Raw genomic sequence first — 13,896 nt, 5'->3', positions numbered from 1 at the left:
GATACTATTTGAATTACTAAAGATCGGATAAATATTGACGCATAGAGATGTGCGTGTGAAACGGCTACGTACTCGCGTAGCCGTTTTTGCACTGATTGTTTTTATTGGTGTTGTGCTAGATCGCATAACAAAACTCTGGGCTTTGTCGACGCTTAGTGACGGGAAAAACATTGAGCTTGTGCCGCACTTGCTTTCTTTAACTCTTGTACGAAATCCTGGAGCATCATTTGGCTTAGGTTCTTCTTTTACATGGGTTATTAGCGTATTAGCTTGTGCTGCTTGTGGTGCTATGATAGCGGCTATTAAGCACACAAAATCTTTGTATTGGACTATTGCGTTTGCTCTAGCGTTTGCTGGAGCTTTTGGAAACCTCATTGATAGAGCGCAATATGCTCAAGGTTTTTTGAATGGCAAAGTCGTAGATTTTATAAACTACGGTTGGTCTGTTGGAAACGTTGCGGATATTGAGCTTATGTTTGCAGGAATTGCAGTTGTATGCCTTATTTTGATTGGGATTCCTCTTTTAGAGCATGCCGATGAGTGATATTTGCTTTAAAGTTACAAGCCAATTTTCCGGCTGCAGATTTGACGTTTGCTTATCAAAGCTAATGGGAGTTTCGCGTGCAAATGCGATATCTCTTATTGAGCGTAACCAAGCGAAAATCTTAGGTAGAAAATCACAAAAATCCTCCATTTTACAAGATGGAGATACGATTGTTGTCGATCAAAAAGAAAGTGCAGAACGAAAAGAAGAGCGAAATAATAAATCTTCTGTATGTAATATTCCAATCATTTACGACGACGACGATGTTGTTGTAATAGATAAGCCTGTTGGAGTGGCGTCTCACGCAGCAAAAGGATGGAGCGGGCCGACAGTTCCAGAATGCCTAGAAGCTGCTGGAATAGATATAAAAACAACGCTGTGCGACGAATCGCGCAAAGGAATCGTAAGCAGATTAGACGTTGGAACAAGCGGATTAATGATAATTTGCAAAACAGACTTTGCCTATGAAGTAATGAAAAATCAGTTTGCAAAGCATATCGTTAAAAAAACATATCATGCGCTTGTTCAAGGAGATTTAGCGCAAGATAAGGCAACTATTGATGCTCCTATAGGTCGCGCAAAAGTATCTGATTTTCGTTTTACTATTACTTCGGACGGCAAGCCTGCTGTTACGCACTGGGATGTGCTTGAGCGTTTTGGTCAAGCAACGTTAGCAAGTGTTAATTTGGAAACTGGTCGTACGCATCAAATACGCGTTCATTTTTCGTCTATAGGTCATCCTTTGGTTGGGGATTCAATGTATGGAGCGAACCCAGTTTTGGCTCAAAAACTTGGGTTGCAACGTCAATGGTTGCATTCTATGGAACTTACTTTTACGCATCCGCGCACGGGTAAATCAGTGACTGTTAAGTCGCATTATCCTCTTGATTTGCAACACGCGTTAGAAGCTATGCGAGCATTATTAAAGTAACGTTTTTGCATTTTTTCAGTCAACTTTCGCTTATAGAATATCTTTTATGACTCAGCCGGAAACCAATTTTGTGCATTTACACAATCACACGCATTATTCACTTCTAGATGGTGCGTCAAAAATACCTGATTTAGTAGCGCGCGCTAAAGAATTAGGTATGCCGGCTGTTGCAATTACGGATCATGGCAACATGCACGGCGCGTACGAAATGTGGAGTACGGCTGTAAAAGCTGGAATTAAGCCAATTATTGGCATAGAAGCGTATGTTACTCCGGAAACAGCAAGACAAGACAAAAGTCGCGTGCATTGGGGCACGGAAGATCAGCGTGCAGATGACGTTTCTGGCGGCGGTTTAATTACGCATATGACTTTGTGGGCGGAAAACGATACCGGCTTAACAAATCTTCTTAAAGCTTCGTCTGTTGCAAATCTTGAAGGCCGTGTAATGCGCTACCCGCGTATGGATAAAGACGTGCTTTCAACTTACTCAAAAGGTGTAATTGCGTCTTCAGGATGCCCTTCTGGAATTATTCAAACGCGTCTTCGTTTAGGTCAGTTCAAAGAGGCTTTACGAGCAGCTGGCGAGTTTCAAGATATTTTCGGGCGTGACAATTTCTTTATTGAGCTTATGAATCACGGGCTTTCTATTGAAACGCGCGTAACTAAAGACTTGCTTGAAATTGCAAAAAAACTTAATGCACCTCTTCTTGCAACGAACGATTTGCATTACGTTCATGAAGAAGATCGTGAAGCGCAAGATGCTATGTTATGCATTAATTCTGGTTCTAGGCTTGACGATCCTGACCGTTTTAAGTTTGACGGTTCAGGATACTATTTGAAGTCCGCTGAGCAAATGCGTGAGCTTTTTAAAGAATTTCCAGAAGCTTGCGATAACACGCTTGAGATTGCTCGTCGATGCAATGTTATGTTCGACGACGGTGAAGATGGCGCTTTTATGCCGCAATTTGACTGTCCTGAGGGTTGGGATGAGACTTCGCTATTCCTTAAAAAAGTTGAGGAAGGTTTGGAGCGTCGTTACAATAACAACATCCCAATGGAAGTTTTAAAGCAGGCCGATTACGAGTGCGGTGTTATTTGCCAAATGCAATTCTGTGGATACTTTTTAGTTGTTGCAGATTATATTAATTGGGCTAAAGCGCATGGTGTAATGGTAGGTCCTGGTCGTGGTTCTGCTGCAGGTGCTATGGTTGCGTACGCAATGGGCATCACAGAGCTTGATCCTATGAAGCATGGTCTGATTTTCGAACGCTTCTTAAACCCAGAGCGAGTATCCTTGCCTGATATTGACGTTGATTTTGACCCGGATGGTCGAGCTAAAGTTCTTGAATACGTGGGCGAAAAATACGGTAGAGATAAAGTTGCTCAGTGCGTTATTTACGGAACTATTAAAACGAAGCAAGCTCTTAAAGATTCTGCGCGTATTATGGGCTACGAGTTTTCAGTGGGCGAAAAAATTACGAAAGTTCTTCCTCCTGCTAAAAACGGCAAAGATATGAGCTTGCACGATATTTTCGACGAAAAATCAAAGCGATATGCTGAAGCGCGCGAGTTTCGCGAAATGTACGACACGGATCCAGATACTCATCGCATTACGGAAGAAGCTAAGGGCATTGAAGGTTTGATTCGTCAAACAGGTGTGCACGCTTGTGCAACAATCATGGGTTCGGAGCCAATTACAAACACTTCGCCGCTTTTAGAGCGCACTGACGGTACTATTACTACAACTTTTGAGTATCACACTTGTGAAACGCTCGGTCTTGTAAAAATGGACTTTTTGGGGCTTTCTAACTTAACGGTTATTCGCGATACTTTGCGAAATATTGAAAATAATGGGAAGGATCCGATTGATTATACTAAGATTCCGTTAGACGATAAAGCTACTTATCAACTGCTTTCTAGGGGTGACACTTTAGGCGTTTTTCAGCTTGATTCCGACGGTATGCGTGCGCTTCTACGTACTTTGAAACCGGATAATTTCAACGATATTTCGGCTTTGATTGCACTTTACAGGCCTGGTCCTATGGATATGGATTCGCATACGAATTACGCTAAGCGCAAGAATGGTTTGCAAGATATTATCCCTATTCATCCAGAAGTTGCTGAGCCGTTAAAGGAAGTTTTGGACGAAACTTACGGTTTGATTGTTTACCAGGAGCAGGTGCAGTCTGCAGCGCGTATTTTAGCAGGATACAGTCTTGGTAAAGCAGATGTGTTACGTCGAGCAATGGGCAAGAAAAAGCCGGAAGTGCTGGCAAAAGAGCAAGTGCCGTTCTTTGAAGGTATGAAAGCTCACGGATATTCTGAAGAAGCTGCACAAGCTGTGTGGGATGTTTTGGTTCCGTTCTCTGGTTACGCGTTTAATAAAGCTCATTCTGCAGCTTATGGCTTGATTTCTTACTGGACTGCATACCTAAAAACGCATTATCCTGTGGAATTTATGGCAGCTTTGCTTCAAAACGAACGTACGAATAAAGACAAAACTGCACTGTACTTGGGCGAGGCAAGGCGCATGGGTATTCAAGTTTTGCAACCTGATGTAAACGAGTCTGTTCTTGAGTATTCCGCAGTTGGAGATGTTGTGCGCTTTGGTTTGGGTGCTATTCGTAACGTTGGAGACAAAGCAGTAAACGATATTATTACTGAGCGCGAAGGTGAGCGCGGACGTTTCGTAAACTTTATGGATTTCGTACAACGTGTTCCTATTAGTGCACTTAATCGGCGTTTAGTAGAATCACTTATTAAAGCTGGAGCTTTTGATTCTATTGATTCAAATCGTCGTGCGCTGTTTCAAATTTGTGATCCTGCAATTGATTCTGTGATTGCGCTTAAGCGTAAGCAGGCAGAGGGTCAGTTTGATTTATTTGCTGATCTTGATTCGTCTTCTGACTCGGATGACGACAACGGTATGGGAGATATGCAAATTACTGTACCGGATGTTGAAGAGTGGGATAAAAAGACAAAGCTTAATTTTGAGCGAGAAATGCTTGGATTGTACGTTTCTGATCATCCACTAAGCGGATTGTCTGCAGTTTTGGCAGATTTACGTGAGATGTCAATCGCTCAACTGATCGACAGAGCGAGAACTATGAGTGACGGTCAGCAAGTAACTATTGCAGGCCTAGTTACAAGCGTAGATAGGCGAGTGTCTCGAAAAGGTAACGCTTGGGCGATTGTCACAGTTGAAGACATGGAAAGTTCAATACAATGCATGTTCTTTGGCAAAGTGTACGAAGCTTCAGCGCAAGAACTTGCAATTGATCAAGTTGTGCGTATTCGTGGACAAGTTGAAGTGCGTGATGAAACTGTTTCAATGCGTGCTACAGAGTTTGAAATACCAACTCTTGAATCAGTGGATGAAAGACCTTTAACAGTTGTTATTCCGCGTAAAGTTCTAGATAAAGGTCATGTTGCGCAATTAAGTGACATTTTGAGCCGACACCCAGGCTGCTGTGAAGTGCGCTTGGCTCTTGTCGATGATACTGGCAAGGCGCAAGTTCTTACGTTTGGGGATCGTTTCCGTGTAAAGCGAGATACTTCTTTGTTTGCTGAAATGAAAATTGTTTTTGGATCTAGTTGTTTGCCTAGTGCGTAGAAAATATGCACTACTAATTTGATAAAATATAAAACTAGGTATGTTTTAAGAAGTTCATTGAAAGGGGAGGAAATAACGAATATGTTAAACAATGGTGACGAACGCAACAATGACGACGAACGCAATAATGACGATTCTGTGCGCACTTCTTTTACTGATGCGGAATTAGATAATGCGCTCGCGGGATTTGAACGTGAATTTAAAGAAGAGTCGCAAGAAAATTTAAATAGCGAAAATTTAGAAAATAACCAAAAAAGCGACGATAATCAAGAAAATGATTTTCTTGATCAAGCTATGCGCAATATTGAAGAAGCTAATTTTGAAGAAGATTTGCAAGGCCTGCTTGGAAATAAGGCAAAAGTTGCGTTAATGATTACGTATGTGCAGCCTGCGCAGTTGTTGGCTGCTTTTTGCAAAATGGCTAGTGTTTCAGCACGATGCTTCGATGAAGAGCAAGGTGCTGTTGCGGTATTAAAAAATTTGGACGGCAATGAGCCGGAAGAAGCAGTGCAAAAATTTGTTGATTTCTTCCGTGGAATGGATGTTATGCTCATTACAAATAGAGCTGATAAATTAACTGCAAAAGTTTACGAATATAATTGCGAACCGCAAGAAATAGTTGCGCCTATGGCGTTAGCTGTGTGGTCGCGTGCAGTAGAAGATTTAGCTATTGGCATGGAAACAGTTCAAACTCTTTCAAAACAAAATATAGAAATGTTCAATAGTGACGATTTAAGCGATGCAAACGCGTACGAGCTATTTCAAAAATATGGCAAAAGAAAGTAAAAATAATTTGAGCAATTAATTGTCATATTAAATTGAAGAAGTTGCGTTAGAAAGTAGAAATTTCATTACAATTACGTAAATTCATTGCATATAAGCTCAACATATGAAGCGCAATACGAAATAATACACTACAATTGCATGTGAATATGCATATGTGCGTGACTATGCATACAACCGGATGATACTCAAGGGGCTTATTATGGATCGACAACAAGAGTTTGCTCTACGTACTGTTGAAGAGCGAGACGTGCGTTTTATTCGACTCTGGTTTACGGACGTCTTAGGCACGCTTAAATCTGTTGCTATTGCCCCTGCTGAATTAGAAGCAGCTTTTGAAGAGGGAATAGGGTTCGACGGCTCAGCAATAGAAGGCATGACTCGCGTCCTAGAAGACGATATGATTGTGAAGCCGGATCCGTCGACGTTCCAAATTCTTCCATGGCATGGAGGTCCGGAAGGCACAGCGCGCATGTTCTGCGATGTGCTAACTCCAGACGGAGAGCCTTCGCTGGGAGACCCTCGTCACGTTTTAAAGACTGCGCTCGCAAAAGCGAAAGAAAAAGGATTTACTTTTTACGTGCATCCGGAGATTGAGTTTTATTTGTTTGAAGCTCAGGATGATTGGTCCAAAGCTCCTGTGCCGATTGATGAGGGTGGATATTTTGACCATGTTCCTAGAAGTTCGGCTATGGATTTCCGTCGTAGCGCAGTCAGTATGCTTGAGCAAATGGGTATTTCTGTAGAATACTCGCATCACGAGGGTGGTCCTGGTCAAAACGAAATTGACTTGCGTTATGCAGATGCTCTTACTACCGCGGATAATATTATGACTTTCCGCACTGTAGTTAAGGAAATTTCTCTTGAGCGCGGAATGTACGCAAGCTTTATGCCAAAACCTTTAACTGATCAGCCTGGTTCTGGTATGCATACGCATTTGAGTTTGTTCGAAGGTGATACGAACGCTTTTTATGAGGCTGGTCAAGAATTTAATATGTCTCTTATTGCGCGTCAATTTGCGGCTGGTATTTTGCATCATGCTTCAGAAATTTGCGCTGTAACTGATCAGTATGTGAACTCTTACAAGCGTTTGTGGGGTGGTGCGGAAGCTCCTAGCTATGTTTGCTGGGGTCATAGCAACCGTTCTGCACTTCTGCGTGTTCCGCAATACAAGCCTGGTAAAGGTAATTCTTGCCGAATGGAATTCCGCGCGCTAGATCCTGTAGCGAATCCGTATCTTGCTTACTCTGTGCTTCTTGCTGCTGGTTTGGATGGTATTGAAAAGCAAATGACTTTGTGCGATCCAACTAGCGACGATGTGTGGGAGCTTACTGATGCTGAGCGTCAAGCAATGGGTATTCAGCCATTGCCAGAATCCTTGGATGAAGCACTAAAGATTATGGAGCGCTCGGACTTCGTTGCAAGCGTATTAGGTGAACACGCTTTTGAGTACTTCTTGCGCAATAAGCATCAAGAGTGGGAAGAGTACCGTCGCCAGGTTACGCCTTTTGAACTTGAGAAGTATTTGCCGCGTTTGTAGCGTGACGACCTGCTTGAGCGCTGCGATTTAGCGCGCGAAAGCAACTCGGAGCGTGAGCTTGCTCAAACGGAAAGTCCAGTGGACTTTCCGTGCAAGCTCAGCAGCGAGTGCGTTACCCGCGCGAGCGTTGCCTGGCGTTTGGCTGGCGGGTTTCTGGAGTGTCTGTGTGATATAGGAATTACTTATCTCGCAGCGCTCCGCTCTTATACCTTATTTGGACTTAGCGGTTGCATAGTTAAGTTTAGTTTTTTAATTACTTTTTCTGCAGAAATAGTATTTATCAACAAGATTATTACTATCGTTCCGCTTTTATATTGCTCGACAAGCAATTCCTATCTCCCACTCGTAAATCCACTCACCGTTGTTTTGTGATGTGGTAGGTGCGTATGGTGTGGTGTGTGCAGCAGCACGAATGCTAGTGTTCTATAGACAATAAATACTTACCGTTCGCAGAAGCATTACTGCAAAGCTTCATGAACATTTGCTGGAGTTTTTTCTCCGGCGTTTGTAGCTTGTTTTGGGACACTGCTGCAGACGTCGCGCTGCGTTCCAAGCGTTTTTACGATTTTTGCAGCTTACTAAAATGTCGAAAATACCAAATCGTTTGGTGAAATAAACAAAACGCAAGCCAAAACTGTCGAAAATACATAATCGCAAGATGTTTTCGACATTTTCTATTGACTGCAAAAATATTTAACGCGTGTATCGATTCGCTAGCAGCGCGATTGTAAAGTTTCTGTCGGATTTTCGCTCGTAGCCGACCGTTTCTTTACACCGCTGTACAGTTTCTGTCGTTTTCTGGCGCGCAAACGGCTTTTTCTTTACACCGCTGTACAGTTTCTGCCGTTTTTTCGCGCGTAGGCGACCGTTTCTTTACACCGCTGTAAAGTTTTGGTCGTTTTTTGTTACTGGTGCAGATGGTCGACTGCGTTCGTAACGACCTGCTTGAGCGCTGCGTGAGGGTCTTTTGTTTTCTATTGGTGATTTGCTTCAAAAAAATCAAAAATTTTGTAAAAAAGTGGGGATTTTTGGGAGGAATGGGGTAAAATGGTGAGCAACGTGTAAATGGCATAGTACATGTTGAGTTAAGGAGGTGGAGTATGGCACGTCGTGCTGCTAGTAAGCAACCGCGCAATAACGCCAATTCTTCCTCTGCGCATTCCATAAATCAGGCTCAATCAGCTGCTGATCCAAATGTTTCTCAGCAATCGCAGATGCCACTGCAAATGCAAGATTCACAAGTGCCTCAGCAACAATACGTTCAGCCTGTTCAACCTATACAATCTAAGCAGTCAATTCAGGGTTATTATGGTATGCCTCCAACTGTTATGCCAGCAATGCAGCAATATATGCCAGCACCGGTTTTCACCTCCACTCCGTCCGGCGCTGCTGATTCGTCTGCACAAGCTGCAGCTATGCCAGTTGCACCTTTTTATGCTTCTCAATATCAAGAAGCTGTGTCAACTCATCCAGCAACACCTATTTTGTTAGGCACTTATACTCCAAAAATTGACGATAAAGGTCGTGTTGCTCTTCCTGCAAAATTCCGTTCTCAGCTCGGAACTGGTTTTGTTATGGCTCGCGGTCAAGAGCATTGTGTTTACGTGCTGCCTATGGTTGAGTTCCAGCGTATGACAACGCAAATTCAGCGCACATCTATGAGCAACAAGTCAGCTCGCGATTATCTTCGCGTGTTCCTTTCTGGCGCTGTTGATGAAGAGCCAGATAAGCAGGGACGCATTGTTGTGCCGCCAATGTTAAGAGATTACGCCAATTTGGGCGATCAAATTGTTGTTATTGGTGTTGGTACGCGTGCAGAGATTTGGAATAAATCTGCTTGGGAAGAGTATCTTGCCGATCGTGAGCAAGGTTATGCGGATATTGCTGACGATGTACTTCCGGCGGTGATGTGATGACTGATGTTATGAAAGACATTACAGCTATTCACGCACCGGTATTATTGCAAGATTGTGTTGATTTAGTTACTCCTTCTTTGCAACATAAAGGCGCAATAGTAGTAGATTGCACTTTAGGTCTTGCTGGTCATGCAACTGCTTTTCTTAAAGCTGCGCCTTTTGCAACACTTATTGGTATTGATCGTGATGCTGAAGCACTTTCGTTAGCAACGCAAAGAATGCGTAGTGAAGGCCTTGAGAATCGTTTTATTCCTGCACATGCGGCGTTCGATGAGATTGATGAAGTACTACGAGAAAACCGCATTGACGGTATTGATGCTGCTTTTATGGATTTGGGTCTTTCAAGTTTGCAAATTGACGAAACTGATCGCGGTTTTTCTTATTCTCACGATACAGCACTTGACATGCGTATGGATACAACGCAAGCAACTACTGCCGCAACGATTTTAGCTACTTATGATTCTCGAGAATTAACTAGAATTTTCCGCGAGTATGGTGAAGAACGTTTTGCGTCTCTTATTGCTCGTCGTATTGTTGAAGTTCGCGCTACGGAGCCTATTGCTACTTCGGGTCAGTTGGTTAGCTTAGTTGACTCTGTAATTCCGAAAGCTCATCGCGCTACTGGAAATCCAGCAAAACGAGTGTTCCAAGCTTTGCGTATTGAAGTGAACGGTGAATTAGATAAATTGAGCCGTACTCTTCCTAAAATTGCTTTGCATCTTCGTGAGCATGGTCGCTTAGTTGTTGAATCTTATCATTCATTGGAAGATACAGCTGTAAAACGTTTTATGAATCAAGGATTAACCGTTGATGTTCCTGCAAACATGCCTGTTATTCCTGACGATGCTCAGCCGTTCTTTAAAGCTCTTACTCGCGGAGCTATGAAGGCTTCTAAAGAAGAAATTGTTCATAACACTAGATCTTCTTCAGTTCGTTTGCGCGCTGTCGAATTATGCCGACCTATTCCTGAGCGTTGGATTCCAAGGCTTGAAGATGAGGCGGCTGGTCGTAAAGCTATAAAAGGAGGTCGCTGACATGGTATTGAACATGCAAAATCGTGTTTTGCGCTCTTCTGCGTCTTCTGCTTCAGCTCCAGCTGGTCGTACTAAAGATAATTCGACTCGTAAAGAATACGTACATAATTCTGCTCCTTCGGCGTTTAACCCATCTCAACGTAAATCTTCTGCTGTGCTTGAACGATTCCGCAAGGTTATGACATGGAGCAATACGCGCAAAGTACCTCTTGTAAATTGCATGATTATTGTGATTTTTATGGTTGTTACGTTGTTGACTTCGCTTCTTTTGCGTACGCAAATGGCAGAGATTTCCTTCGACCAAACTGCAGTACAGATGCGTATTTCTCGTTTGCATCAGGATGTGGAAGCTCGTCAAGCGAAATTAGATACTTTGGAATCTGAACTTCCTGCAAGAGCGCAACGAATGGGAATGGTTCCGCAACAAGGTTCTATTTCTATTGACTTGAGTGATTATGCAGCAAAACGAAAACATGGTCATTCTGAGAAAACTAAGCACGAAAAACAAACTAATAACTCAAATAAAACTCAAAAACAAGAACAACAAAATCGTCAATATCAACAGAAAGCAAAACAGGAGAAACATTGATGCGCCACTTAATCAAACAACGTTTCGCTTCTCAGCAGATATTTGCGCGTAAGTGCACCGTAATTGCAATTGTTTTTGCGTTAATTGGTGTTAGTGCAATAGTAAAGCTAAGTTTTATACAGATTATTAATGCTCGTTCAACAGCGCAAGCAGCTCAGGCTGAGCGTAGTCGTGTGCGACCAATTCTTGCACGTCGTGGTCGCATACTTGATGCTAATGGTGCTGTGTTGGCTCAAAGTGTTGAGCGATTTAATATTATTGGAGATCCACTTAATGCTCAGGCTTTTGTGCCGACTCCTTGCACAAAACAAACCGAGCATAACTGTCATATGCTTAATGGCAAGCCTGTAGAAGGCACGGGCGCTGTGGCGGTCGCCCGTTTGCTTGCTCCGATTTTGCACATGAGTTCTGTAGAACTTGGTGGAAAGCTGGCTGGCGTTGGTCGTTACGTTTTATTGAAACGTAACGTGACTCCTGCAATGAAACGTGCCATTGACGATTTGAATCTTTCTGGGTGTATTTATGCAGAGAACAGTAGTGAACGAGTATATTCAAGCGGTCCTATTCTTGGATCTGTGATTGGTGCTGTTGCTAATGCCGATGAAGTTAATCGTAAAGATATTAAAGATCGTAAAGGCGAGGTTGGTGTTACAGGTCTTGAATTTACTAAAGATGCAACTTTGAACGGCGTAGATGGATATCAGCGTTATCAAGGTAATAATGCAGGAAATGAGAAAATTCCTGGTACTGTAACTGAATCTAAGCCTGCAATCAACGGAAGCGATGTTAAGCTCACAATCGATAGCGATGTCGATTGGTATGTTAAAAAAGTTTTGCTTGATGGCAAGAAAAAATATCATGCAACTTGGGGTATTGCAGTAGTGCAAGATGTTCGTACTGGCGAAATACTTGCTTTGGAAGATACTGATGAGATTAAAGCTGGAACAACGCAAGCTAAGGTGAATGTTTCTAGAGCTGTAAGCCAAACCTTTGAGCCTGGTTCTATTGGTAAAGCTTTCTCAATGTCTGGAATGTTACAAACTGGTGCGCATAAGCTTACTGATAAATTTGCTGTTCCTAATACTCTCAATAAGAACGGTCAAGCATTCCATGATGCTGTTAGCCACGGTGTTGAGCGTTGGACATTAGCTGGTATTCTTTCAGAATCTTCTAACGTCGGTATGGTTATGGCTGGTGAAAAATATCCGATAGATAAACGCTATGAGTATCTTTATAAATTTGGTCTTGGTCAGTACTCGGGATTGAATTTACAAGGAGAATCTCGCGGCTTGCTTCCTAGCGTTCAAGCTTGGGATGGTCGTAAAAAAGATACCGTTCTGTTTGGTCAGGGTTATGCAGTGAATGCTTTGCAGCTTACTAATGCGATTGCAACTATTGCAAATAAAGGCGTGAGATTGCGTCAGTCAATAGTTAAATCCGTTATAGATCCTAATGGTAGGGTTACAAAGTCTTCTCGCCCTGCAGGAACGCGCGTTTTGGATGAAAATGTTGCTGCACAAATGATGAATGCTTTGGAAAATTCTGGTGAGCATTATCATAGGTTTGCTGGTGTCGATGGTTATCGTGTTGCTGCAAAGAGTGGTACAGCTGAAGTTGCTGGCGCTGATGGTAAACTTAGCTCTACAATCAGCGACTGGTCGGGTGCTATACCAGCAGATAATCCTCGCTTCGTCATAACAGTTGTTTTGCGTGATCCACAAGGTATTTATGGTGGTATGACTGCAGGTCCACTGTTCAAAACTATTGGAGAATTCTTAATGCAAAAGTATGATATTCCAGCTTCTTCTCCACGCACAAATCCTGTTCCTGTGAATTGGTAGTGTACGCATTACAATGTTGTTGTCTATAAAGTAGGGTGTGCAATGAGTGCGGTTGATGAATACTCTAGAATTAGGGTGACGCTAGGTTTTGCTGCAAAAAATTATGGTTTTGAAGTTGTTCCTGCGTTTGCTTCAGAGGTAACTATTACTTCTATTGCTCATGATGTGCGTCATGTACGTCCTGGTGGATTATTTGTGCCAATTGGTCATATTGATCGTCGTCAGCTTGAGGCTGCACGTGATGCTGGGGCATATGCTGCATTAGTTTCACCAGAATTTCGTGGTGAGGCTGCAGATTTAGGTCTACCTTTGCTTGTTTCTTCTGCTAATCCAGTTGCTTTGGGCAAGCTTGCTTGCGATATTAATGCAGATCCTTCTTCATGCGTCGCAATATTTGCGATTGCTGGTGACGATGATGATGAGATCCATGCTAACGTTTTGCGATTAGCTGATTTTTTGCATATGTTAGGCAATCCTGTTGGTGTTATTAGTGATGCTGGATCTACTTCATTACAGCGTGAATTGTCTTTGCAATATCCTTTAAATATTGCCGATGTACAGCATGCTTTATCCGTGTGTGCAGAAGATGGTGCCGCAGCTGTTGTTATTGCACTTAATTCTGCAACTTTAGCTAAGAATGCGTTGCAATCCGTTAGTATTGATGTTCTTGGCGTTGAGCAAATTCAGAATGAAAGCAATTCTAGCGCAGGATCTGATTCTCAATCTGATACTGAGTCTAAAGATAGCTCTGATACTAATTCTGAATCTGAACCTAATTCTGAATTTAAAGATGCAGCCTCAAATGTGAAAATTAGCGCAAAGATATCTTCTTCACCGCTTTACCCGGCATATGCAACCGGCATGAGTTTTTATGCGTTGCGTCAACGTTATGGTTTTTCTGGAAGAGAGCACGCTTATTGTGTTACTAGATCGGCTGAGTCTGACGAATTAGCTGAATTAGCAGATCAAATTGGTGGCAATGATGTACAGCGGCATCTTTCATTATCTATTGCAATGGTGTTAGCTGCTGGTGTTCGTCGTGGGACTATTAAAAGTGCGCTGCGAGTTTCGCATGAATTGCACTGAATTGTGCTGAAGCGCTGAT

General features: G+C 42.6%; 10 protein-coding genes. All 10 read left to right on the top strand.

The genetic code is table 11. The features are described from left to right. The first annotated feature begins 49 nt into the window (after positions 1 to 49). The 10 genes from HXT47_RS05410 (at position 50) to HXT47_RS05365 (ending at position 13,877) form a co-directional block, all read left to right on the top strand. Positions 50 to 544 (top strand): signal peptidase II, encoded by a 495-nt coding sequence (locus HXT47_RS05410; protein ID WP_004107349.1) that lies wholly within the window; start codon positions 50 to 52, stop codon positions 542 to 544. Next, the gene (locus HXT47_RS05405) at positions 537 to 1,475 is read left to right on the top strand and encodes an RluA family pseudouridine synthase (protein ID WP_032842548.1); all 939 of its coding nucleotides are present in this window, start codon (positions 537 to 539) and stop codon (positions 1,473 to 1,475) included. The genes HXT47_RS05410 and HXT47_RS05405 overlap by 8 nt, the downstream gene beginning before the upstream one ends. Positions 1,476 to 1,521: 46 nt before the next feature. After that, positions 1,522 to 5,088, top strand: a complete 3,567-nt coding sequence (gene dnaE, locus HXT47_RS05400) for a DNA polymerase III subunit alpha (protein ID WP_004107352.1) — start codon at positions 1,522 to 1,524, stop codon at positions 5,086 to 5,088. Positions 5,089 to 5,169: 81 nt separating this feature from the next. Continuing rightward, the gene (locus HXT47_RS05395) at positions 5,170 to 5,874 is read left to right on the top strand and encodes a hypothetical protein (RefSeq protein ID WP_004107354.1); all 705 of its coding nucleotides are present in this window, start codon (positions 5,170 to 5,172) and stop codon (positions 5,872 to 5,874) included. A gap of 199 nt (positions 5,875 to 6,073) precedes the next feature. Then, complete coding sequence (glnA, locus tag HXT47_RS05390) at positions 6,074 to 7,411, top strand: type I glutamate--ammonia ligase (protein WP_004107357.1); 1,338 nt, start codon at positions 6,074 to 6,076, stop codon at positions 7,409 to 7,411. Positions 7,412 to 8,511: 1,100 nt separating this feature from the next. Further along, a complete protein-coding gene (mraZ, locus tag HXT47_RS05385) occupies positions 8,512 to 9,324 on the top strand; it encodes a division/cell wall cluster transcriptional repressor MraZ (protein WP_410295803.1) in 813 nt (270 codons plus the stop codon). 11 nt (positions 9,325 to 9,335) lie between these two features. After that, complete coding sequence (rsmH, locus tag HXT47_RS05380; protein ID WP_162861607.1) at positions 9,336 to 10,361, top strand: 16S rRNA (cytosine(1402)-N(4))-methyltransferase RsmH; 1,026 nt, start codon at positions 9,336 to 9,338, stop codon at positions 10,359 to 10,361. A 1-nt stretch (position 10,362) separates the two neighbouring features. Then, on the top strand, positions 10,363 to 10,950 hold the full coding sequence (locus HXT47_RS05375) for a hypothetical protein (RefSeq protein ID WP_004107375.1): 588 nt from the start codon (positions 10,363 to 10,365) through the stop codon (positions 10,948 to 10,950). After that, positions 10,950 to 12,791: a peptidoglycan D,D-transpeptidase FtsI family protein gene (locus tag HXT47_RS05370; RefSeq protein WP_004107378.1), complete on the top strand. Its 1,842-nt coding sequence runs from the start codon at positions 10,950 to 10,952 to the stop codon at positions 12,789 to 12,791. Before HXT47_RS05375 ends, HXT47_RS05370 begins: the two co-directional genes overlap by 1 nt. A 42-nt stretch (positions 12,792 to 12,833) precedes the next feature. Further along, positions 12,834 to 13,877 carry a UDP-N-acetylmuramyl peptide synthase gene (locus HXT47_RS05365; protein ID WP_421788978.1) on the top strand — a complete coding sequence of 348 codons (1,044 nt, stop codon included), beginning with the start codon at positions 12,834 to 12,836 and terminating at the stop codon, positions 13,875 to 13,877. The last annotated feature ends 19 nt before the right edge of the window (positions 13,878 to 13,896 follow it).

It is taken from the genome of Gardnerella sp. DNF01205 (assembly GCF_049244135.1).
In the GTDB taxonomy this organism is placed as follows: domain Bacteria; phylum Actinomycetota; class Actinomycetes; order Actinomycetales; family Bifidobacteriaceae; genus Bifidobacterium; species Bifidobacterium leopoldii.
Note: the sequence above shows the minus strand (reverse complement) of the source record. Positions and strands in the feature narration are given on the sequence as shown.